The sequence below is a fragment of the Candidatus Pelagibacter sp. FZCC0015 genome (assembly GCF_007833635.1).
GTDB lineage: Bacteria > Pseudomonadota > Alphaproteobacteria > Pelagibacterales > Pelagibacteraceae > Pelagibacter.
On the sequence record NZ_CP031125.1, the window covers coordinates 207,138 to 230,853 of the forward strand.

Consider the following 23,716-nt stretch of genomic DNA (forward strand, 5'->3'; position numbering starts at 1 on the left):
TTAAAAATAACTTGCTAATACAGCCATGCACACTGCAGAAAAAATTGTTGGATATACATAATTTTTTTTTGAAACAAAAAACACTGCCAGCGACAAGATAACAACAGTAAGTCTTAATAAATATCCTGCTTCATTTAAAACTCCTACAGGAAAAATGATTGTTCTTGCTATCAAAGCAGCTAAAGTTGCATAGGCTAAACAATTAAACCATTTAAAAATTTTTGAAGTTTCTTTTATTCCTTGAGAACTTACAGCTCCAAGAAACCTTGATAAAAAAGTCGCAAGTGAAGTAACCAAAATTGCATAAACTACACTAACTGACATTTATTTCTCCAATAAGATAAGCTGCTGTTCCACCTACTACACCTCCTAATAAAATTGACCACTCTGGTGAAAAAAAATAAAAAATTGGTCCTAATATAGACCCTAACAACACTGAAAGTGTAATTTGAATTGTTTTAGATGCTCCAACCATCATGCATAAAAAATAAATAGGATTTAAAATTGCTAAACCCATCATTATTTCTTTATTGAGAAATTCTGAAAAATAAAAACCAAGAAATGTACCTAAGACAGCAACACTCCAAGTGGCACTTCCTATTCCTATCCAATAATCAATTCTTTGTTCTTTAGGGATTGATTTGTAATTACTTTTCATAATCAACCAAGCGGATACAGCTATAAAATGACATGAGAAATAATATTTCCATTTTGGTTGGTTTTTATGCATCATTAATGGAAATAGAGAGACAGCCATTGGATATAGACGAGCATTTACAAACCAAACAGCTAAAAAAATATTTAATAGTGATGCTCCAACTAATAAAGACTCCGCCATAACTAAAGATCCTGGCAAAGCATAAGTCAACATTGTTGAAAAAATACTTTCCTGAATATTAAATCCTAAATTTTTAAGAAGTGCTCCAATAGCAATAAAACAACATCCTAAAGCAATTGCAGGACTGTCATGTGCTAAAATTGATTTATATCCTTTAAAGAAAATTTTTTTATTAATCATTAACCGCCAAGGAATAGTCTACCGACATCTGGATTTTGCAATAACTCATCTCCTTTGCCGGCAATTGCAGTTTGACCCGATACCAAAACGTATCCTATATCTGCAAACTCTAAACCTTTTTTGGCATTTTGCTCAACTAGAATTATAGTTTTCTTTTCATTCTGTTGAAGGTCTCTCAAAATTTCAAACACCATATCAATGTATCTTGGTTCTAAACCAATTGATGGCTCATCTACCAATAATACAGATGGTTTCATAACTAAAGCTCTAGATATTTCTAATAATCTTCTTTCACCGCCCGATAGTACTTTTGCAGGCTGGTTTCTTCTATTTCTTAATCTTTCATATTTTTCTAAAATTCTTTCTGCTTCTTGAAATGATTCTTCTGTTTTATCTTTAATATATCCACCCATTAATAAGTTTTCTTCGACTGTCATGTCTGGAAAAACTGAATTATCTTGTAAAATGTATGCGATACCAACTGACTTTAGTTTTTCAGCTGGTGTTAGATTAGTAATTTCTTTTCCATCTATTTCTATTTGACCTGAAAAAATATTTGTAAAACCATAAATTGAATGAAGTATTGTAGATTTACCTGCTCCATTTGGGCCAATTAAACATAGTGATTGTGCTTTATTTACAAATAAATCAAAGTTATGCAAAATTTCCATTTTTCCATAACCAGCACTCAAATTTTTAATTGTTAAATGAATTTCATTTGGAGACAGTTTTTTTAAATCTTCTGGTGTTGGAGCTTTACCTAAAACTTCATATTGATTTGACATTATTGAGCCCCTAAATAAGCATCGATAACACGCTTATCATTTTTAATTTCATCTGGAGAACCATTAGCTAACATTTTACCATGAGCTAAACAAAAAATATTCTCTGCTAATTGCATTATTACTCTCATGTTGTGCTCAATAACTAAAAGAGTAATTCCAAAGTCTTGATTTACTTTTATCAATCTATCTATAATTCCATTGATCAAAGTAGGATTTATTCCTGCAGTTGGTTCATCTAATAAAAGCATTTCTGGCTCATTCATTAATGCCATAGCAAGCTCAAGAAGCTTTTGCTGTCCAAAAGATAAATCCCCAGCTCTTAATTTTCTCTTTTGATATAGTCCAACAAAATTTAATAAATTTTCTGCTTTTTCAGTTAATTCCTGCGGGATCTTTGAAAATAGTTTTAATATACTTTCATCGCTACCTTTATGGCTTATAAGCATGTTATCTATACAATTTAATTTTCCATAAATTCTTGTTTGTTGAAAAGTTCTTAATAAACCAAGTTTAGCTATAACTGGTACTGGAAGTTCTGATACTTCCTTACCATTAAATTTAATTGATCCTTGATCGATAGGATAAGTTCCAACAATAGAATTAAACAATGTTGTTTTTCCAGATCCATTCGGACCGATTAATCCCACTATTTTTCCTTTTTCAACAGACATAGAAATATCAACATTAGCTTTTACTCCTCCAAAAGATTTACTAACGTTATTCACTTCAAGAATACTCATTTTATTTCTACCTGTGCCTTTCGGTCTGCTTCATCAACTACTTCTCCAAATCGTTCTGGATATTTTTCTCTTAGCCACCCCATAATTCCCTCTGGGAAATAAATTACAATTACAACAATCAAAACTCCCAAAGCAACATATTGCCAACCCAAAAAGAATGTCCAAAAACCTTCTTTAAATATATGAAATACAGTTGCTCCAATAACTGGTCCCCATAAAGTTCCTTTACCACCTAATATTGCCATTAGAACCATGAACACTCCCATTTCTCTTCCATCGAATGCAACATCAGTTGAGTCGATGTATCCAACTAAGCCACCCATTATTCCACCTGCTAGACCACAGAAGAAAGCAGATATCATCCAACCAATAATTTTATATTTCATTGTTTCTATTCCCATTGCTTCCGCTTTATCCTCATTATCTCTGATTGCATTTAAGATTAATTTAAATCTAGTAGAATAGATTGCTTTGACAGCAACGAATGTAAGAATCAAAACTATGAAACTTAAAAAATAGAAAAATTCTCCTCTAGCTTCTAATCCTCCTACATTAGGAAAAGGTGGAGTAGTAAAACCCTGTCCTGCTCCAATAATTTCAATTCCTCCAGAAATTTCTCCCGCCGCGACACCCAAACCTAATGTACAAATTGCAAAATAATGTCCTCTAAGTCCAAGAATAGAATATCCAATTAAGCCAGCAACAATTGTTGGTACCACGGCGGCAACGACAAGTCCCATAGCCATACCTTGAAAAAATTGAGTTGGCGTATGAACGAAAGTTTTTTCACCACCACTTTCTGTCCATTCAGCTAATGGAAAAAACATTCCTACTTGAACCGAGGCACATAAATACATTCCTAGTCCATAAAATAATATATTCCCAAAAGTGTTATATCCCATCTCTCCACCTTGAATATTCCAAGTAATTGCAAGAACTATTAGTATGCAAAGAATTGACAATTGGACTTTAAAGGCTGGAAATACAAAAGGAGCGGCTAACCCAAAAATTAGTATACCTATGTATAATATTAAATTATTTTTGTTCATATAAGCTCTTGATTTTGTCTCTGAAATTCTGATCTACTGTAAAATAATGGCCATCTTCATCATGAACACTTGAACCTGAAGAATGATATTCATCTAAATGCCTTTTAAATTCATCTATATCAATCTCAACAGATTTCCCCTCGTTATCATTAATTTTAACTTTTCTCATTTTAAATACTCTCTTTTTCTAGAAAGTTTAAATCTTCTGTAAACTAGGATTAAAACCAATAATAAAAAAACTGAACCAATTCTAAATTCTGTTCCTAAAATATAATCTGCAAACTCCTCAAAAACTCCTAATCCCATTCCTGACATTGCAACACCAGGCAAGTTTCCTAATCCTGCTACAATCACAATCATAAAAGATCTAATCGTATATGGTAAACCCATATAAGGATGAATAGTAAATGTTATTGAAATTAATGCTCCAGCAACACCACATAGAGCAGCATTTATTCCAAATGTTGCTGCATAAACTTTTTCTGTATCAACTCCTAAAATCTTTGCAGCTCTTGCATTTTGAGCTGTAGCTCTAATAGCTCGGCCTAGCTTAGATTTTTTCATGTAAATTACTAAACAAATAGCAAATACAATACTTATAAAAGCTGAAAATATTTTTGAATTAGGTAACACAACGTTGTTATCAAACAACATTGTTGTTCCGTAACCAGAGTTTGCAAGTACAACATCTGCACCAAATGCAAAGTTCATTAATTGCATGAACAGAATACTTATCCCAAAAGTCGCTAAAATAGAGATAAATAGATCTCTATCTACTACTTTATTAATTACTAGTTTGTAAATCGCTATACCTACAAAATACATTATAACTGGTGCAACAATTACTCCCCATGCTGGATGAATACCGTAGAGATACATAAAATATGCAATGTATCCTCCTAAAATAACAAGATCACCTTGTGCAATGTTAATTATATTCATCACTCCCCATTGAAGTGCCATTCCATATGCAATCAATGCAAACAAAACTCCAAGAAGAATTCCATCCAAGCAAGCTTGAACTGTTATCATAGGGTATTGAAATACAAGAAAATCCATAAAAAGTATTTTGGTTTATATAAAAAAAAGCCCCCTATGACTAGGGGGCTTCAATATTTTATTTTATCTTTCTGACCACTTAGGCATTGGGTGAATTAACTTAGCTGATGCCCATTTTAATGGAGCAACAACTTTATTTTCACACTTACCAGCGTCATCACACATTACTTGGAAGAGTACCATTGGCTTGTCAACGTTCTGACCACCAGGTGCAAATTTAATATTTCCATAGAATGTTTGCATGTTAGTAGCTGCAAGAGCATCTCTTACTTTCTTTTGATCGAAAGAATTTGCTCTTTCAAATGCATCTTTGAATACCAATAAAGCAGCTGAAGATTCAGCAGATTGGTAAGGTGGATCGTATCCAAACTCTTTCTCAAAGTCTGCAGCGTAAGTCATACCATCTTTAAAGAAGTCATCTTTATAAGTTAGTGACTTATGCCATTGAGAGGCACAAAGTGCATACTGTGAATTTTTACCATGCTGTTTAGATAGCTTGGCTGCATCACAGTGTGTCATAGCTAGCATTGGAACGTCAACTTTCATTTCAGCAATTTGTCTGATTGCAGTTAATGCTCCTTTTGTATGACCTGATACAACAAGCACATCTGGTTTCATTTGTTTTACTTTAACCAAAGTAGCAGCCATATCATTAAGCTCTTTAGGCAATTTATCGTCAATTATGATTTCAGATCCAGTTCTTTCTGCAGCATCTAAAATACCTAATCTAACATCCTGTGAAAAAGCATCTTGTTCAAACGCTTGAGCAATTCTTACTGGTTTTCCACCATTTAACTCAACTGCTGTTTCGATAGCAACATCAAGATATAGGTTAGCTGGAGCTAATACAGCAAATAGATATTTGTAACCTTTTGTAAACAAAGATCTAGATGCACCATTTGCTTCAACCATTGGAACACCATATTTTTCAGTTACTGGTGCAATCGCTTTAGTTAAACCAGAACTGTAAGGACCAAGCATAAACTCAACACCATCTTGTGATATCAATCTTTCTGCAAGCTGTGCAGCTCTCTTAGGGTTTGATTCATCATCATAATAAATAATGTCAAACTTATAAGTCTTTCCACCAACTTTAACACCACCCATGCTGTTAATTCTATCAACGGCCATATTGTAACCATTTTGAGTATGAACACCATTTGATGAGTATTTACCAGTTAGGGAAATCGCAGCACCTAAAATAATTTTATCACCAACAACTTTTGCAAAGGATGCTACAGAAGTTGAAAATAGAATTACTAATGCAGAAACAAAACTTAAAATTATTTTATTTAATTTCATTTTATTTCCTCTCTAATTAATTAATTATAAATTGATTAAATAAAGAAATTTAATTTATTGCAAGTGACAATAAAACCGCGTGTAGATCTAATATTGTTGCATTACAACAATAATACAGGCAATAATTACTAGAACACTCGCAGAAATTGTATTAATGGTTTTTGGATTTGCAGTAATCCATTTTATTAATTTTTGTGCAAGTATTGCGTAACCAATCAAGGATAAAAAATCTAAAGCGATATAAGTTGTAATTAAAATTATAAATTGTGCTAATAAATTTGAATTAAAATCAATAAATTGCGGGAAAATAAAAGGAAAAAACATCCAAGCCTTAGGACTTGTGCCAGCAACTAAAAAGCCATCTTTAAAAAAAGATAAGTTACTTTTTTTTATTTCTTCTTGGTTTGAAATACTTTTTGGTCGAGATTTATAAATATCATAAGCTAAATATAATAAATAAATTATACCTATCCATTTAAACACATTCAGTATTGTAGAATTCTCAGAAAAAAAAGATCCAATAACAAAAATAACTAGGGTTGCCTGAATTAAGTTTGCAGTAACGTCACCTAATGCTGACCAAATACATTTACCTACCCCATAATTCATTGAATAAGAGATAATTACAATTCTAGGGGTTCCAGGTGTGATGAATAAAAAAATTATAATTTGAAGGTAAAGAATAAAATCTAGGGGGAGCATAAAAGAAGATAGTCCTTAAAAACCGGGAGCTAAAGATGGCTAAGAAGGACTATCTTATACATAATATCAAAGGCTAAAAAAAATGCATTAATTTTTTTTTTCAAATATAAAGGATTTATGAAAAAAAAAGGTCACATCCCGATTACCCGCGTCAAAAATCCAGAGCCCAAAATGGACGATCCTGATTGGATCATTTGGGCAGCCTGGGCAGATAGGATAACCTTTGAAGAAATCGAAAAAAAAACTGGGAAGAAAGAATCTGATGTAATTAAAATTATGCGAAGATCTTTAAAACCATCCTCTTTTAGATTGTGGAGAAAAAGAGTAAACCAAAAAAGTATAAAACATCGAAAAAAGTTTGAATACTCTAGAAAAGAAATAACTAGTAAAATTAAAAAAGGTGACTATCTATAGTCTATGAAAAAAATTACTATGTATACAGGCCCACTATGTAATTATTGTGAGGCAGCAAAAAGATTATTAACAAGAAATAATGCGCCTTATAATGAAATAGATATTTCAAAAGTTGATGGAGCAATGGATGAAATGATTAAAAAAGCTAATGGTAAAAGAACTATTCCACAAATTTTTTTTGATGACCAGCATATTGGTGGTTATGATGAAGTAAGAGCATTAGAAAAAGAAAATAAACTTCAAGATCTTTTAAATAATTAATTCCATTTTTCTAAAGCTAATTGTTTCTTTGCTAATAAACTTAAATCTTCTAACTTAACTCTTCCTTTATAATTTATTTCATAATCTTCAGCAGAAAAATCTGGTGGACTTTTACCTTCTAGAAATTTTTTTGATTGTTTTATTGTATAATCAAGATTTTTTTTACAATAAGGTGTTGCACCAACGTAAACAACATTAGAATAATTTTTTCCTGAATGTTTGTCTTCAACAGCATGGATAACGTCTGGATGCCACCAAACAGTATCACCTGGTTTCATTTTTGGAATTGAAACTAAACCTTTTAAAAGTAATGAATGATAATCTTTATTTACAGATAATGCTCTACCAAGTTTTGATCCACACAATTCATTTTCAGGAACATCATCTTGCAATGCTCTTGTTAAAACATATGTAATTGCTTTAGCAATTGGTATTAATTGTAAAGTTCCATCATTAGGACCTTGTTCTGTTAAAGCTGTCCAACCTTGAAAAGTTCTAAAAACATGTGCAACCGCAGGAGACTCAAACTCTATTGTTTTATCCCTATATTTTGCTTCAAATGGATTATATTTTTCAAAGTTGTCAGAAAATATATCTCTATAAATTTTTTGATAATGACTATCAGTCCATCTCTCAATAGATCCAGCATCGCAATGAGGAGAAAGTCCCAAAGTATCATCCCCTGGCTCTCTTCTTCTAACTCTATCTGCATAAGATAATTCTTTATTAGGATCAAAAACCTCATATTCTTCATTTTTATAAACCCAAAGATTATTAAGCCATTTTTTTACTTTAGCCATTTGCTCTGAATGTCTTATTTCTATTTGTGCTTTGGACCAATAAAGGCCGAATATTTGAGGTTTGCCTGATTTAAGATCACTAAAATATTTATCTAGATCAGCTTTCTTCTTTTGATCTTCATAATAATTATTTTCGTCAATATAATTCTCTAATTGAAGATTTAAATTTTCAATAAATTTGTCTTCAAAAACATCTCGGATTATTACACACCCTCTTTTTTTTATATCTTCTATTACTCTTGTTTTGTTTAGATCTATTTCATTAATACTAATTTCTGGAATTATGGATTTATTGTTTTTTTTGAAATTTAATATTTCTTGTATTTCAGCTTCTATATACTTTTCAATTTTAGCAAAATTTTCTCTGTAATTTTTTGAGTGATTTCTGAGTTCTTCTTTGACTTTTTTAATATCAATATTTTCGAACATAATATTTAGCCCTTAGGTTTAAAGACTAAACATACTCCATTATTGCAAAATCGCTTTCCTGTAGGTTTGGGCCCATCATCAAATATATGACCATGATGACCTCCACATTTTTTACAATGATATTCAGTTCTTGCATAGCCTAAATGGTGATCGGTTTTTGTTTCAAACACATCTGGTAGAGACTCATAAAAAGAAGGCCAACCAGAACCACTCTCATATTTTGTTTTTGAATCGAATAATTTTTCACCACAATTTGCACAATGAAAACTTCCTTCTCTTTTTTCATTATTAAGTTCACTAGAACCTGGAAGCTCAGTTCCTTCTTCAAATAAAATTAATTTTTGCTCTGCTGTTAAATTTGGATTTATTTTTTTTGTCATGAACTTATATATTTAGCACAAGATTTATGTAACATTGAATGTAATTCAACAAGTTTATTGAAATCCTTGTTGTAACCACCACCCAAAACCCCACAAAATGGTATTCGTCTTGAAAAAAAGTTTTCTACTACTAGCTCATCTCTTAACTGAATGCCCTCGTCAGAGATTTTTAATTTTCCTAATCGGTCATTAAAGTGAATATCGACACCAGCAATATAAAAAACAAAATCAAAATTTTCTTGATTTAACTCACTTAAATAATGTTTAAGTGTTTTGATATAAGCATCATCCTCTAAATTATCCTCAAGCTCTACATCTAAGTTACTATTTGATTTTTTTGCTGGATAATTGGTTTTTGAATGCATACTAAATGTAAAAACACTTCTATTATTTTTAAAAATTTCTGAGTTACCATTTCCTTGATGAACATCTAAATCAACGATTAAAATTTTATTAGCTAGACCTCTATTAAGTAAATAATGTGATGCAACTGCAACATCATTAAATACGCAATAACCCGCTCCTTCATCATAGCTCGCATGGTGACTGCCACCTGCAGTATTGCATGAAATACCATAATTGATTGCAAGTTTAGATGCTAAAACAGTACCGCCTGTAGCGACTAAAGATCTTTGTACAACACTATCTACAAGTGGAAATCCAATTTTTTTTACTCCCTCTTTACTTAAAGTTTTATTTTGAATATCTAAAATATAATTTTTTGAATGTGCATAACTTAATGTTTCAAATGAGCAAGCTGAAGGTTTGTGAAATTTTTTTACTATTTTATTTTGAATTAAGTAGTTTGCCAATTCGCCAAATTTATTAATAGGAAATTTATGATCATCACCAATTTTAGCAAAATAATCCTCGTGATTAACAACAGGTAGTTCCATTTTTACTCTAGAACTCTTATAGGCTTTCCATTCACGCAAGCCTCTAACCCTTCAATCATTTGATTATAAAAAATACTATAATTCTCAGCTGTAACATAACCAATGTGAGGAGTGAGCAATGCATTTGGTAAAAATCTAAGCTTATTATTTTCAGGTAAAGGCTCTTTTTCATATACATCAATTCCTGCACCAGCAATTACATTAGTTGATAAAGCAATAATTAAATCATCCTCATTTACAATAGGTCCACGAGATGTGTTTATTAAAAAAGCTGTTTTTTTCATTTTATCTAGTTCTTTTAAAGTAATGCAGTCTTTGTATCTTTCACCTCCTTGAACATGAATTGAAAGAACATCAGAATTTGTAATTAAATCTTCTTTACTGCAAGGTAGCACGTCTAATTCTTTACACTTATCTAAGTTTAGATTTTCACTCCAAGCCATTACTTGCATACCAAAAGCTTTTCCAATTTTAGCGACTTCACTGCCTACCCTGCCTAATCCAATTAAACCTAAAATTTTTCCCTTTAATTCTACACCTATAGTTGTTTGCCAATATCCTTGATACATATTATCAAACTCTTCTTTAAAGTTTCTCGCCAGGCCAAGAATTAGTGCCCAAGTTAATTCAGGCGTTGGGTTGATATTTATATCTGTTCCACAAACTATAATTTTTCTTTTCTTAGCAGCCTCTAAATCAATAGATCTATTACGTAATCCACTTGTTATTACAAATTTTAAAACATTTAAATTATCAATTAAATTTTTTGTGATTGGAGTTCTTTCTCTCATTATTAACAAAGCTTCAAAATCAGCTAATTGATCAATTGCATCTGCTTCATCTACAAAAGGTTCGCTAAAAATCTTAAATTCATATTTTCCAGATAGTTTTTCTAAATCTACAAATTGTTGAGCAACATTTTGATAATCATCTAATATAGCGACCTTAAGCATTTTTAACTTTCTTATTTGATAACAATATTCCTGTCATAATAAAACAAGCGCCTAAAATATGATAAAACATAAATTTTTCACTAAAAAAAATCATCGCCATTATTGCGCTCAAAATTGGCATTAGGTGCAAAAAAACACCAGAACGATTAGCACCAATCATAGATATTCCTTTTATCCATAAAATAAAAGATGCCAAACCTGGAAACAAAACTACATAAGATAAAATTAAAATAAAAGGTAATTCTAAATTAATCCTAAAGCCAATTTGATATTCTATAAAATAAACTGGTATCAAAAATATTAAACCAAAAGTAATTACTACTTGAAGTAATGATATTTGAGTTAAATCATATCGTTTTCCCTTTAACAATGTTGAATATAATGCCCATGAAAACATTGCTATCACCATTGTAATATCACCTTTATTGAAATCTAAATTTTTTAATATTTCCAAATTTGCTTTTGTAATAATCACAATTACACCAGCAAAAGAAAACACTACCCCTATAATTTGAAAAATATTTGTCTTTTCAATTTTTAAAATTGAAGAAAACAACATAATCATCACAGGTATAGTTGAAATCATTAAAACTCCACTAATCACCTGAGTAAAATTTAATGAATAGTAAACAATTGAATTAAATACTGTAATACTTGTAACTCCCAAAACAATGAAAAGCTTATAGTTTTTAATTATATAGTTTCTTTTCTCTAATATTTCAGGAATTGTAAAAGGCGCTAAAATTAACCAAGCAAAAAGCCAGCGATAAAAATTTAGTGAAAAAGGTGGAACTTCATAAAAACTTGCAAGTTTACCTACTACAAAATTACCTGCCCAAAAAGTTACGGTTAAAAATAGATATAAATAAGCTAAAAAATTATTATCTTTAGTCACTTAACTAAATCTAAGCGAACTATAAGGTTTTAAATCTAAATTTGTATTTTCGTTCGCTATCATCCCTGAAACAATCTTTCCAGAAATCGGACCTAAAGTCCATCCTAAATGATGATGCCCAAAGCAATAATAAATATTTTTATGATTTTTTGATGGTCCCATAACAGGTAAAAAATCTGGTAAAGTTGGTCTAAATCCTAACCACTCATCCTCATGCTCAGGTAAATCACCAAGCATATATTTGGCATTATTTATCAAATTTTTAACTCTTGATTTAGATAATGGATTATCTAATCCGCCAAATTCTACAGTTCCAACAACTCTTAAACCTTGTTCCATCGGTGTAATTCCAAATCCACGGTTGGAAAATATTACAGGTCTAGTTAGTAAATGATCACAATTTTTAAAATGAACATGATATCCACGCTCTGTGTCTAAAGGTATTTTTTCACCAAGATTATCTGTTAATTTTTTTGAAAAAGCTCCACAAGCTATTACCGCTTTATCAAAAACATAACTTTGAGTTTCAGTTTTAAAAACTGGCTTTTCTTCATCAAAATTAATATCTTTAATATTTACTTTGTTAAATTTTCCACCTTTTTTCAAAAATAAATCAAATAATTTTAAAAGAATTCTTTTTGGATTTCTTGCGTGTCTTGCATAAGGATAATAAACGCCTCCATGGTAAAATGGTTTTATATGTGGTTCAAGATCATGAATCTCAGCTTTATTTACTAATTGTTGTTCAACTCCTAATTCTTCCCTTACTCTGATCTCTAATTCTCTACTTTTTAAATCTTTATCATTCCAAATATAAAGAATTCCTTTGTTTTCAACTAAACCTTCTAAGTCTATCTCTTCAAATAATTCATCATATGCAGGTAAAGCTAGATCTAAAATTTGGTGCATATTTTTAGCAGTATGCATCATCTTAGTTTTAGAAGTATTCATTATAAATTTTATAAACCATGGAATCATTTTAGGTACATAATTCCATTTTAAAGCAAGGGGACCTGCGGAACTGAGTAACATAGCTGGGACGTCCGCTAAAACATCAGTTCTATTTAAAGAAAGAGATGCATAAGGTGAAAAGTGACCTGCATTACCATAAGAGGCGGCTTGGCTACCAGGGTTGTCTCTGTCAAAGATAGTTACATTGAAACCTTTTTTTTGAAGAAACAATGCGTTAGATACACCTTGAATTCCTGCTCCAACTATTCCTACTTTAAGATTTTTATTCATAAAATTGTTATACAAGTAAATATTAAATTATCAGGGTGACAAATTATGCAATCATTTGTTTATGATTAATTTTTGCACTCAATACTATGCCAAAACCAATCATAGTGGCTAACATTGAAGAACCTCCATACGACATGATAGGTAATGGAGAACCAACTATAGGTAGTAGACCCAAAACCATAGATAAGTTTACTACAATATAAATAAAGATCGCAAAAGCATAACCAAAGCAAAAGAGTCTAGCAAAATTACTTCTCGAAATTGCTCCTATTCTTACAATTCTAAAAATTATTATTGAGTATAATATTAATAGACCAACTGAGCCTATAAAACCAAACTCTTCTGAAAATAAAGTAAATATAAAATCTGTATGTTTTTCAGGTAAAAAATCTAAATAGCTCTGGGTTCCTTTTAAAAAACCTTTTCCATTAAGGCCACCTGAGCCAATAGCTATTTTTGACTGTATAATTTGATATCCAGCACCCAATGGATCCCTATCTGGATCTAAAAAAGTTAATATTCTTAGTTTTTGATAAGGTTTAAGAAATGAGATTATAAATGGGAGCGAAATTAAGAAAGTAATAAATGAGTATATAAAATATTTAATTTTCATGCCTCCTAACCACAAAATAATTAATCCACTTAAAGCGATTAATATAGATGTACCAAGATCAGGTTGAGAAATTACAAAAATTATTGGAATTATTATAATCGATAACACAATAGTTATACTGGTAAATGAATTAACATTTTCTATTTTTATTCTATGAAAATATTTTGCAAGACACATTATGATTGCTACTTTCATAAGTTCTGAAGGTTGTAGAACAAATAAATAAAGATCCATCCATCTTTGTGAACCAGAAGACTTTATTCCAAAAAATGAAACATAAATTAATAAAAGTATTACTATCAGGTAGATTATATAAGAAAAGTTATGCCAAAATTTTATGTTAAAGAGAGCTACAAAAATCATTAAAGGGAAAAAAACTGCAAGTTTTACAAAATGATTTTTTGTGTGAAAAAGTATTTCACCACCATCTGTAGAATACATAACAAAAACACTTAATACAGAAAGAAGGATGACAGAAATCAACAATATATAGTCTAAGTTTTTTATTTTTTGAAATAATGTAATCTCATTATTCAATCTATCGTGTTGAAACATTTAAACAGTAATCCTTTCAAAATTTGATTGTTTGTTTCTCAAATCATGTCTATCAATAATTAATTTAAATAGTTTTTTTGCAATAGGTGCTGCTGCCTTACTTCCCGAACCACCATGCTCTACAATTATACTTAATGCATATCTTGGATTTATATAAGGACCATAAGCAACATATAACGCGTGATCTCTATCTTTGTATGGTATTTGCTCTAATTCTAAATCCAATTCCCTTTCTCTTTTGCTAATTCTTTTTACCTGAGCTGTTCCTGTTTTTCCTGCAAATTGATATTTGGGATCATCAATTCTTGATTTATATGAGGTTCCAAATCTCTCATTTGTTGAAGCAAACATTGCTTCTTGAACAATCTTAATATTTTTTTTGTCTTTAAATAACTTTTTGTCTATCAATTTCTCAGAGTCATTATCAAACAACAACCCACTTTCCATTGATTGTTTTGCATCTTCATAAGAAACTGGATTACTGTCCACAATTATTTTTGGTTTTATTGCATATCCTCCATTTGCAATTTGTGCAGTCATCATACAAAGTTGTAAAGGAGTTGTTTGTGTATAGCCTTGACCAATACCTGTTATTAAGGTTTCACCTAATACCCAGCCTTTGCCAAGATTATTTTTTTTCCATACTGTATTAGGAAATAATCCTTTTTTTTCATTATCAAAATAATCACCTAATACTTTTTTTCCTAAACCAAAGTTTTCAGCTGTTTTATTTAATCGATCTACTCCTAACAATCTTGCAACTTCATAAAAATAGGTGTCACAGGATTGCTTCATAGCATTTTTTAAACTTACCCAACCATGTCCTTCTTCTTTCCAACAATGAAATGTTTGCCCATAGAATTCAATTTTACCTGTGCATTTAACTTTGAACTTTGTATCAATCACATTGTTTTCTAGTGCAGATAGGGCAACAATTGGTTTTATTGTTGAGCCTGGAGAATAAAGACCTGAAAGAGTTTTGTTAATTAGGGGTTTGAGTGGATTATTTCTTATTAATTGCCATTCATCTTTGCTTATTCCAAAGAGAAATAAATTAGGATCATAGGATGGAGAGGAATACATCGCTATTATATCTCCAGTATAAACATCCATAACACTTATAGATCCCGCTTTTTCTTTTAACAGTTCTGCACAAGCTTTTTGTATTTCTGTATCTACAGTTAATCGAATTTTTGAACCTTGTTCTCCTTTTTGATGCTCAAGTTGATTTATTCTTTTACCGTAAGCATTAACTTCATATCTTTGAATGGCATTTGTTCCAATTAAGTGATTTTCAAGTCTTTTCTCTAAGCCCAATTTTCCAATTTTCATTCCAGGTACAAATCTTTCTTGGATAATTTGATTGTCTAAAATTTCTTGTTCATTTGGTTGGCTCACATATCCAAGAACATGTGTATACACATCATCAAATGGATAGTTTCTGGAGATTGTCATTACAGGTTTAACACCTACCAAATCATATAAATAATTATTAATTTTTACAAATTGACTCCAGCTTAAATTTTCAGAAACAATAATACTATCCCAGGGTTTCAGTTCGGCTTTTAATTTATTTATCTTTGCAATTTTTTTATCACTTAGATTTAAAAGATTTTTTAATCTTACTAATAAATAATTAAAATTCTCAACTTGTTCTGGAATTATATGTAATTGATAAACTTTCAAATTTCCTGCAATTACATTTCCAAAATAATCCACTATACTCCCTCTTGTGGGCGGAAGTTTCCATTCCCTAATTCTATTTTTATCTGAGAGTGTGAGATATTTTTTATTTTCGTTTATTTGTAGAGAAAATAAACGAGCAACAATGCCTGCAAAAACTACAATTTTTGCTGCTCCAATTATGAACATCCGCCTATTTATTACGTCAGCTTTTCTTATTCCTGAATTAGATTTAATCATTTGTTTGATATGAAATTCTTTCGTTTATAAAATTAAAAATTACAAAAAATATTGGGTAAAATAAAAAAGTAAAACCTGTGTTAATCAAATAATTTGTATAATCAACTTTAATCAAAAAAACTAAATCTAAAATAATTACTTGAATCGAGTTAATTAATAAAATTGTGAATAATAATGATATCCAATCTTTTATAAAGTTTGGTGATAAAGTAATGTTTCTTATATAGGCTGTTACTGAACAAAGAATAAGATAGCAAAAACTACTAATGCCTATTGGTATTCCTATAACAACATCATTGATAATACCTGCAAAGAAAATTGCAAGGTAGCCTAGTTGATCAGGATTTCTTAAAGTCCAGAAAAAAATTAATAAATGAACAAAATTAAAAGCAAAATAATCAAGGTTTAAGTAATTAAAATCAAATTCATTAAATACTGAAAAAAATAACATTATCAAAGGTGTATAAGATAAGAATATTTTAAAAAAAGGACTTTTGTTAAGTGACGACATTATTCTTCTCCACCAAATTTATAAGAGACTATTTTTACATAATTCAATTGAGTGAAATCAGAAAAAAAATTAATTTTTCCCTCTGATGCATTATCAATTTTTCCAATTGGTATGCCGGGCTTAAACAAACCCCCAAGACCAGAGGTGTAAGCAATAATTTCTTTATTTTCAAAACTTTGAGCATAGTCTTCCTTAGTATGCTCAATTTTTCCGTAGTCACTTCCTGTTCCAGAAATTACTGCCTGTATATCATCTGGCGCTAGAACAGATGGTATTTTGCTATTAAGATCAGACAATAATAATGCTCTAGAATTAGTATAATTTACCTCAATTATTTGACCAACTAAATAAACCCCATCAACAACTGCCATTCCAATTTTGACTTTATCTTTAGTGCCTTTATTTAATACTACAGATTTTAAATAGGGACTATCTTTGTCAATTAAAACTCTGGCAAATATTTCTTCTGAACTTATGCTTTCATCAATCAACTCTCTAAGCTTTTTATTTTCTACAATTAAAAACTCATTTTGTAATTTAAGTTGTTCAGTATTTTCTATTTTAATTAATTCTTTCTGATGACTTTCATATAGATCATAGTGAGATTGAATTTCAGAAATTAACTCTCCAATTTTTTTTTCTGGAATTGATGCAATATAAGAAGATCTATAAATTACTTCATTAATTCCTAATTTGATAAGCTGAATTGCCTTGAAATTAAAATTACTTAAAACGATTACAAAAATTGATAAAAAAATTAAAGTTAGTAAAGAAAATTTTTGTTTATCTTTTTTTTTAAGGAAAGCTGACCTAATGGCAATTACAAAATCATCTCTGCCAGTAGCCATTTTTCTTAATATTCAGATAACATAGTAGAAAAAGTTTCTTCTTGATCCAAAGCTTTACCTGTACCAACAGCTACACAAGATAAAGGATCATCTGCTATATGAACTGGTAAACCTGTTTCTTTAGAAAATCTTTTATCAATATTTTTTAACAAAGCGCCGCCACCTGTTAAAGTTAAACCCATATCAACCAAATCAGCTGACAACTCAGGTGGAGTATTTTCTAAGGCATCTTTAATTGCACTAACCATTTGTTTCATAATATCATTTAGTGCTTCTGCAGTATCTTCTTCTGTAATATTAACCTCTTTAGGTGTACCTGATCTTAAATCTCTTCCTTTAACTGGATAAGTATTTGTTCCCGTTGGTACAGCAGTTCCCATTTCTTTTTTTATTTTTTCAGCAGTAGTATCACCAATTAATAAATTGTATTCTTTTCTCATGTAATCCACTATTGCAGTATCCATTGAATCACCTGCAACTCTCAATGATTTAGAGTAAACTAATCCACCTAAAGACATTACTGCAATTTCACTTGTACCCCCACCAATATCTACAATCATAGAACCAGTTGCTTCAGAAATTGGTAAATTTGCTCCAATAGCTGCTGCAATTGGTTCTTCAATCAATTGAACCCTTCTTGCACCTGCTGCTAAAGCACTATCTTGAATTGCTTTTCTTTCGACTGGTGTTGAACCAGTTGGTACACAAATTAAAATTCTAGGATTAGCAAATGTACTTCCTTTATGAACTTTTTTAATAAAATGTTTAATCATTTCTTCGGTAACTATAAAATCTGCAATAACCCCATCTCTTAAAGGTCTAATTGCACTTATGTTTCCTGGGGTTCTTCCAAGCATTGTTTTCGCTTCGTCTCCAACAGCCAATACATTTTTTTTACCACCTTGATCAACTATCGCTACTACTGATGGCTCATTAAGAACTACTCCTTGACCCTTTAAAACTACAAGTGTGTTTGCTGTTCCAAGATCAATTGCCATATCTTGGCTCCATATTTTTTTAACACTGCTAAATAATCCCATTATATCCCTCTTACTTTCTGACTTTCTTGCTCCATAGGAGCTGTTTTATCTCTTTTAATTATCATTTTATTTAATGCATTTATGTAAGCATTTGCTGATGCAACTAAAGTATCTGTATCAGCTGCTTGACCTACAGTTGTTTTGCCTTTTTCCTCAATTTTTACACTAACAGTCGCTTGTGCATCTGTACCTTCTGTAACAGCATGAACTTGATAAAGTTGCAAGTTAACATCGTGAGGATATAAAGTTTTAATGCATTTGAATATTGCATCCACTGGACCATCTCCAGTTTCTGTTGCATTTTTAACATCACCGTAAACATCCAAAGTCATTTCTGCTTTTTGTGGTTCTCCTGTTCCAGCAAAAACTTTTAAAGATTTAAGAGTAATTGCATTAACTTTATTATCTACAATTAGACTATCATCTACTAAGGCAATAATATCTTCATCGTAAACATGTTTTTTCTTATCTGCTAAGACTTTGAATTTTGCAAATGCATTTCCTACTACATCGTCAGTTAAATCTGGATAACCTAAACTGTTTAATTTATCTTTAAATGCATGTCTCCCAGAATGTTTTCCCATCACTAATGATGTTTGCTTAACCCCTACACTTTCAGGTGTCATTATCTCATATGTTTGTCTATTTTTTAACATTCCATCCTGATGAATTCCTGCTTCATGAGCAAAAGCATTTTTTCCAACGATAGCTTTATTATATTGAACAGGAAATCCTGTTGCGTTTGAAACAATTTTTGAAGCTTTGCTTAAAAGTGTTGTATTAATTCCAGTTTCGTATGGCATTAAATCAGGTCTTGTTTTAATAGCCATGACAACTTCCTCAAGAGCAGCATTTCCTGCTCTTTCTCCTAATCCGTTTATTGTACATTCAATTTGTCTTGCACCAGCTTGAACTCCAGCTAATGAGTTAGCTACTGCTAAACCTAAATCATTATGACAATGAGTAGATAAAATCGCTTTATCTATGTTTGGAACTTTATTTAATAAAGTTTCTATAATTGTAGTAAACTCAGATGGTATTGTGTAACCAACTGTATCAGGAATATTAATTGTTGTAGCTCCATTTTTAATTGCAAGCTCTACAGTTTTACACATGTAATCCATATCAGTTCTTGTTCCATCTTCACAAGACCACTCAATGTCATCAGTAAATTTTCTTGCATAAGCAACATGTTTTCCAATTGATTCATAAACATCTTCCGGAGACATATTTAATTTATGCTTCATGTGTAACGAGCTTGTAGAAATAAATGTATGAATTCTAAATCTTGGTGCATGTTTTAAAGCTTCATAAGCTCTATCAATATCTTTTACTGAATGTCTTGAAAGTCCCGCAGGTATAGAATTTTTTAAAATTTTACTTACTTCTGAAACAGCTTCAAAATCCCCTGGTGAAGCTATAGGAAAACCCGCTTCAATTATATCTATACCTAACTCATCAAACACTCTGGCGATTTGAATTTTTTCCTCTAAGCTCATAGATGCGCCTGGCGATTGCTCACCATCACGCATAGTAGTATCAAATATAAAGACTCTATCTTTATTGCTCATAACTAAAATTTTTAGAAAATCTATAATACAATCTATGAGAGAGATTGCAAAATAATTAGTTAGATAATCACTTTTAATGGACCATTTTAGGCTTACATAAAATTAATTATAAATAGACTCAATTTTAGGCATTAACCTTAAAAGCTCTTTTGTATATTCATGCGTTGGTTTTAAAAATAAGTCCTCAGTGTTTGAAACTTCACACAATTTACCATCTTTTAAGACGCCAATTCTATCACACATTTGTCTAACAACCGGTAGGTCATGGCTAATAAATAAAATTGTTAAATTTAATTGTTCTTGTAGATCTTTAAGTAAGTTTAATATTTGAGCTTGGATACTTACATCCAAAGCAGAGGTTGGTTCATCACAAACTAAAAGCCTTGGTTGTGTGGCAAGTGCTCTTGCAATTGATATTCTCTGTCTCTGTCCGCCTGAAAATTCATGTGGATATCGATCTGCAGATTTTTCAGTTAATTCCACAGACTCCAGTAAATCATAAATATAATTATTTAAATCTAAAGAAGATATAGATGGATTGTGAAGTGTAATTGGTTCTGCAATTATATCTTTTACTTTTAATCTCCCATTTAGTGAAGAATAAGGATCTTGAAATATCATTTGAATTTGTTTTCTAAATTTCATTAATTCAGGTCTATGTTTTATTTTTGTTATACAAACATTGTCAAAGAAAATATCACCAGAAGTAGGTTTGAATAAATTTACAATCATTTTAGCAATTGTAGATTTTCCACTCCCACTTTCTCCCACTAAGCCAAAAGACTCGCCTTCTTTTATTTCAAATGAAACATCATTAACAGCCATAACCGAATTCTTAGAACTTTCTGTAAAAAAATTATCATCAAAACTCTTATTCAAATTTTTTATCTGAACTAAATCTTGACTTATAATTTCTTTCTTTGACCATCTATTTAATATCTTAATATTATTTTCTTTATTATTATTGTTTTCTTTTTCAACTATTACAAATCTTGAAATTTTTTTATTAGTTGGTGGAACTGAACTCACTAAACTTTTAGTATAATTTTCTTGTGGATTGGTTAATATTTTTTTGGTTTCACCGATTTCAACCAAATTACCACTTTTCATAACTGCTACACGATCAGCTGTCTCAGCTATTACTCCCATGTCATGAGTGATTAAGATAACCGCAAGATTTCTTTCTTTTGTTAATTTTTTAATAAGTTCTAAAATCTGAGATTGAATTGACACATCTAATGCTGTTGTTGGCTCATCTGCAATTAACAATTCTGGCTCGCAACATAGAGCTAAAGAAATTACTACTCGCTGTCTCATTCCACCTGAGAATTGGTGAGGATAATTATCAAATCTTGCCTCTGCATCTTTTATACCAACCTCTTTTAATAAATTTATAGATTTATTTTTTGCTTCTTCTTTGCTTAATTTAAGATGAGTTTGAATTGTTTCAATTAATTGTTCACCTATTGTAAGAATTGGATTAAGTGAAGTTTGAGGATCTTGAAATATCAATCCAATTTTATTTCCCCTATATTTTACAATACTTTCAGAATTTTCATGAATGTTAAGATCGCCTAAAATAACTGACCCGCTAGAAACCTTACCTGGTTCATCAATTAAATTTATAATAGCGTTTCCTACAGTGCTTTTTCCTGATCCAGACTCTCCTACTAATCCTAAAATTTCTCCTTTATTAACCTCAATATTTACATTCTTAGCAGCGTAAACTGTTTCTTTTCTCATTTGATAATCAACACTAAGATTATTTATTTTTAAAAATGTCATTTTTTTAATTTTGGATTTAAAGTATCTCTCATCCAATCCCCTAATAAATTTATTGAAAATGCTAAAATAACTAAGAAAATTGCTGGAAAAAAAGTTATCCACCATTCTCCTGAAAATAAAAAATCATTACCAAGTCTTATTAATGTCCCTAAAGAAGGTGTTGTTGGAGGCACACCAACTCCTAAAAAACTTAAAGTAGACTCAGCTAAAATAGCAAGAGCTAAACCAATTGTTCCAATTACTAACACTGGTCTTAAAATATTGGGTAAAATATGTTTGAACATAATAATTATATTTGAAACCCCGATTATTGTTGATGCTGAAACATAGTCTTTATTTTTTTCGACCAAAGTTGCTGCTCTTGAAACTCTTGCAAATTGTGGCCACTCTGAAATCCCAATTGCAAATATTAAAACATAAATTGCCATTTCATCATGCATTTCTCTCGAGATTAATCCTCTTGCTATACCATCAACCAATAATGCCATCAAAATACTTGGTACTGTTAACTGAACATCGGTTAACCTCATTACTATCATTTCATATTTTCCCCCAAAAAATCCAGCCGTTAATCCCAATCCAACTCCAAGGATTAAACTAAAAATTATCGCAGAAAAACCTACAATTAAAGAAATCCTACATCCATACAAAATTGTTGATAGCATATCTCTTCCTTGTCCATCAGTACCTAAAATAAATTTAGCAAGACCATCTTCTGTCCATGATGGTGGTGTGAATGCATCCATCAGTGAGAGAGAGGATGGGTCAAAAGGATTGTAAGGTGTTATCAGCTCAACAAAGAAAGAACAGAAAAAAATTATAAACAAAATAGTAGATGATATAATTGCAGTGGGAGATTTAATAAAGCTATGATAAATATCACTATCTTTTATTCTTTCCCAAGTACTTAAAGTTTTGTTATCCACTTGCAGCATCTCCTTTAACTCTTATTCTTGGATCAATTAAATAATAAAGAATATCAACTATAAAATTTATCATTACGAAAACAAAAGCTATAAAAACTAAATAAGCTGACATGATTGGTATATCTACGAATTGAACTGCTTGAATAAATAAGAAGCCCATTCCAGGCCATTGAAAAACAGTTTCTGTAATAATTGAAAACGCAATTAGAGTTCCAATATTTATTCCTGCTATAGTTATTACAGGTATCAATCCATTTTTTAATGCATGTTTATATTTAATACTATTTTCGCTTATGCCTCGAGCACGTGCAAATTTAATATAATCTGTTTGTAGTATTTCCATCATCTCTGCTCGTACAAGTCTGATGATATAAGTCATTTGGAATAGGCTTAATGTTACTGAAGGAAGTATAATTGCTTTTAATCCTGAAACTGTTAGAAAACCTGTAGTCCAAAAACCTAAATCAACAACTTCACCTCTACCAAAAGAAGGTAATATTCCTAAGATTACTGCAAATAAATATATAAATAATATACCAATTACAAATGTGGGGAGTGAAACTCCCAGCAAGGAGATGGCTAAGACAAAATCACTTAAAAAACCTTTTCGATTTATGCCTGTATAAACTCCTAACAATGTACCGGTTATTAGAGCAATTAGTGCTGAAATAACCACAAGTTCAATAGTTGCAGGCAATCTTTCCACTATTAATTCTGAAACAGGTCTTCTTAATTGATATGAAATTCCAAACTCACCCTTAGAAGCATTAACTATAAATCTTGAAAATTGAACATGAATTGGATCCATCAAACCTAATGTTTCTCTCAATTCAGCTCTTTCCTCATCAGAAGTCTCTTCTCCAACCATGTTATTAATTGGATCTCCAACAAAATTAAATAATGAGAAGGATACAAAGGCTACAACCAACATCACCAAAGCAGATTGAAACAGCCTTTTAAAAAAATATTTTATCAATTTGTGAAGGTTTAAACTTACAAGCCCTTTAAATTTTTAAAGG

26 protein-coding genes are annotated in these 23,716 nt (G+C 30.7%); 2 read left to right on the top strand and 24 right to left on the bottom strand.

The features are described 5' to 3' along the window. The 9 genes from DT059_RS01095 to DT059_RS01135 form a co-directional block, all read right to left on the bottom strand. Entirely contained in the window at nucleotides 1-324 is a 324-nt protein-coding gene (locus DT059_RS01095) for an AzlD domain-containing protein (RefSeq protein ID WP_145596031.1), read from the bottom strand. After that, complete coding sequence (locus tag DT059_RS01100; RefSeq protein ID WP_145596033.1) at nucleotides 314-1,018, bottom strand: AzlC family ABC transporter permease; 705 nt, start codon at nucleotides 1,016-1,018, stop codon at nucleotides 314-316. Before DT059_RS01100 ends, DT059_RS01095 begins: the two co-directional genes overlap by 11 nt. After that, nucleotides 1,018-1,803 (bottom strand): ABC transporter ATP-binding protein, encoded by a 786-nt coding sequence (locus DT059_RS01105; RefSeq protein WP_023854238.1) that lies wholly within the window; start codon nucleotides 1,801-1,803, stop codon nucleotides 1,018-1,020. Before DT059_RS01105 ends, DT059_RS01100 begins: the two co-directional genes overlap by 1 nt. After that, complete coding sequence (locus tag DT059_RS01110) at nucleotides 1,803-2,543, bottom strand: ABC transporter ATP-binding protein (protein WP_145596035.1); 741 nt, start codon at nucleotides 2,541-2,543, stop codon at nucleotides 1,803-1,805. The genes DT059_RS01105 and DT059_RS01110 overlap by 1 nt, the downstream gene beginning before the upstream one ends. Continuing rightward, nucleotides 2,540-3,592 (bottom strand): branched-chain amino acid ABC transporter permease, encoded by a 1,053-nt coding sequence (locus DT059_RS01115; protein WP_145596037.1) that lies wholly within the window; start codon nucleotides 3,590-3,592, stop codon nucleotides 2,540-2,542. The genes DT059_RS01110 and DT059_RS01115 overlap by 4 nt, the downstream gene beginning before the upstream one ends. Continuing rightward, nucleotides 3,579-3,761 (bottom strand): hypothetical protein, encoded by a 183-nt coding sequence (locus DT059_RS01120; RefSeq protein ID WP_145596039.1) that lies wholly within the window; start codon nucleotides 3,759-3,761, stop codon nucleotides 3,579-3,581. The genes DT059_RS01115 and DT059_RS01120 overlap by 14 nt, the downstream gene beginning before the upstream one ends. Continuing rightward, nucleotides 3,758-4,651, bottom strand: a complete 894-nt coding sequence (locus tag DT059_RS01125; protein WP_145596041.1) for a branched-chain amino acid ABC transporter permease — start codon at nucleotides 4,649-4,651, stop codon at nucleotides 3,758-3,760. The genes DT059_RS01120 and DT059_RS01125 overlap by 4 nt, the downstream gene beginning before the upstream one ends. A gap of 63 nt (nucleotides 4,652-4,714) precedes the next feature. Then, on the bottom strand, nucleotides 4,715-5,953 hold the full coding sequence (locus DT059_RS01130; RefSeq protein WP_145596043.1) for an amino acid ABC transporter substrate-binding protein: 1,239 nt from the start codon (nucleotides 5,951-5,953) through the stop codon (nucleotides 4,715-4,717). 87 nt (nucleotides 5,954-6,040) lie between these two features. Next, nucleotides 6,041-6,655, bottom strand: coding sequence for a LysE family translocator (locus DT059_RS01135; protein WP_145596045.1), 615 nt, complete (start codon nucleotides 6,653-6,655; stop codon nucleotides 6,041-6,043). 117 nt (nucleotides 6,656-6,772) lie between these two features. On the opposite strand from DT059_RS01135, the gene DT059_RS01140 reads away from it, so the two are divergent. After that, nucleotides 6,773-7,069: a TIGR03643 family protein gene (locus DT059_RS01140; RefSeq protein ID WP_145596047.1), complete on the top strand. Its 297-nt coding sequence runs from the start codon at nucleotides 6,773-6,775 to the stop codon at nucleotides 7,067-7,069. A gap of 3 nt (nucleotides 7,070-7,072) precedes the next feature. Beyond that, entirely contained in the window at nucleotides 7,073-7,330 is a 258-nt protein-coding gene (gene grxC, locus DT059_RS01145; RefSeq protein WP_145596052.1) for a glutaredoxin 3, read from the top strand. Here grxC and DT059_RS01150 read toward each other — a convergent pair. The 15 genes from DT059_RS01150 to DT059_RS01220 form a co-directional block, all read right to left on the bottom strand. Continuing rightward, a complete protein-coding gene (locus DT059_RS01150) occupies nucleotides 7,327-8,559 on the bottom strand; it encodes a YbiU family protein (RefSeq protein ID WP_145596054.1) in 1,233 nt (410 codons plus the stop codon). The two genes, grxC and DT059_RS01150, sit on opposite strands and share 4 nt — an antisense overlap. Nucleotides 8,560-8,564: 5 nt before the next feature. Next, nucleotides 8,565-8,939 (bottom strand): peptide-methionine (R)-S-oxide reductase MsrB, encoded by a 375-nt coding sequence (gene msrB / locus DT059_RS01155; RefSeq protein WP_145596056.1) that lies wholly within the window; start codon nucleotides 8,937-8,939, stop codon nucleotides 8,565-8,567. Beyond that, a complete protein-coding gene (locus DT059_RS01160) occupies nucleotides 8,936-9,835 on the bottom strand; it encodes a histone deacetylase family protein (RefSeq protein ID WP_145596058.1) in 900 nt (299 codons plus the stop codon). Before DT059_RS01160 ends, msrB begins: the two co-directional genes overlap by 4 nt. Before the next feature lie 2 nt (nucleotides 9,836-9,837). Beyond that, the gene (locus DT059_RS01165) at nucleotides 9,838-10,788 is read right to left on the bottom strand and encodes a D-2-hydroxyacid dehydrogenase family protein (RefSeq protein WP_145596060.1); all 951 of its coding nucleotides are present in this window, start codon (nucleotides 10,786-10,788) and stop codon (nucleotides 9,838-9,840) included. Then, nucleotides 10,781-11,683, bottom strand: a complete 903-nt coding sequence (locus DT059_RS01170; protein WP_145596062.1) for a DMT family transporter — start codon at nucleotides 11,681-11,683, stop codon at nucleotides 10,781-10,783. Before DT059_RS01170 ends, DT059_RS01165 begins: the two co-directional genes overlap by 8 nt. Further along, nucleotides 11,684-12,925 carry an NAD(P)/FAD-dependent oxidoreductase gene (locus tag DT059_RS01175; RefSeq protein ID WP_145596064.1) on the bottom strand — a complete coding sequence of 414 codons (1,242 nt, stop codon included), beginning with the start codon at nucleotides 12,923-12,925 and terminating at the stop codon, nucleotides 11,684-11,686. 43 nt (nucleotides 12,926-12,968) lie between these two features. Then, on the bottom strand, nucleotides 12,969-14,093 hold the full coding sequence (gene rodA / locus DT059_RS01180) for a rod shape-determining protein RodA (protein ID WP_145596066.1): 1,125 nt from the start codon (nucleotides 14,091-14,093) through the stop codon (nucleotides 12,969-12,971). Continuing rightward, the gene (gene mrdA, locus DT059_RS01185; protein ID WP_145596067.1) at nucleotides 14,094-16,016 is read right to left on the bottom strand and encodes a penicillin-binding protein 2; all 1,923 of its coding nucleotides are present in this window, start codon (nucleotides 16,014-16,016) and stop codon (nucleotides 14,094-14,096) included. Then, nucleotides 16,009-16,527, bottom strand: coding sequence for a rod shape-determining protein MreD (mreD, locus tag DT059_RS01190; protein WP_145596069.1), 519 nt, complete (start codon nucleotides 16,525-16,527; stop codon nucleotides 16,009-16,011). Before mreD ends, mrdA begins: the two co-directional genes overlap by 8 nt. Beyond that, nucleotides 16,527-17,375, bottom strand: coding sequence for a rod shape-determining protein MreC (mreC, locus tag DT059_RS01195; protein WP_145596071.1), 849 nt, complete (start codon nucleotides 17,373-17,375; stop codon nucleotides 16,527-16,529). Before mreC ends, mreD begins: the two co-directional genes overlap by 1 nt. A gap of 5 nt (nucleotides 17,376-17,380) precedes the next feature. Next, nucleotides 17,381-18,415, bottom strand: coding sequence for a rod shape-determining protein (locus DT059_RS01200; protein WP_145596073.1), 1,035 nt, complete (start codon nucleotides 18,413-18,415; stop codon nucleotides 17,381-17,383). Next, nucleotides 18,415-19,986, bottom strand: coding sequence for a 2-isopropylmalate synthase (locus DT059_RS01205; protein ID WP_145596075.1), 1,572 nt, complete (start codon nucleotides 19,984-19,986; stop codon nucleotides 18,415-18,417). Before DT059_RS01205 ends, DT059_RS01200 begins: the two co-directional genes overlap by 1 nt. A gap of 102 nt (nucleotides 19,987-20,088) precedes the next feature. Beyond that, a complete protein-coding gene (locus DT059_RS01210) occupies nucleotides 20,089-21,771 on the bottom strand; it encodes a dipeptide ABC transporter ATP-binding protein (RefSeq protein ID WP_145596077.1) in 1,683 nt (560 codons plus the stop codon). Beyond that, nucleotides 21,768-22,706, bottom strand: coding sequence for an ABC transporter permease (locus DT059_RS01215; RefSeq protein ID WP_145596079.1), 939 nt, complete (start codon nucleotides 22,704-22,706; stop codon nucleotides 21,768-21,770). The genes DT059_RS01210 and DT059_RS01215 overlap by 4 nt, the downstream gene beginning before the upstream one ends. Continuing rightward, on the bottom strand, nucleotides 22,690-23,673 hold the full coding sequence (locus DT059_RS01220; protein ID WP_240704607.1) for an ABC transporter permease: 984 nt from the start codon (nucleotides 23,671-23,673) through the stop codon (nucleotides 22,690-22,692). The genes DT059_RS01215 and DT059_RS01220 overlap by 17 nt, the downstream gene beginning before the upstream one ends. Nucleotides 23,674-23,716 lie beyond the last annotated feature (43 nt).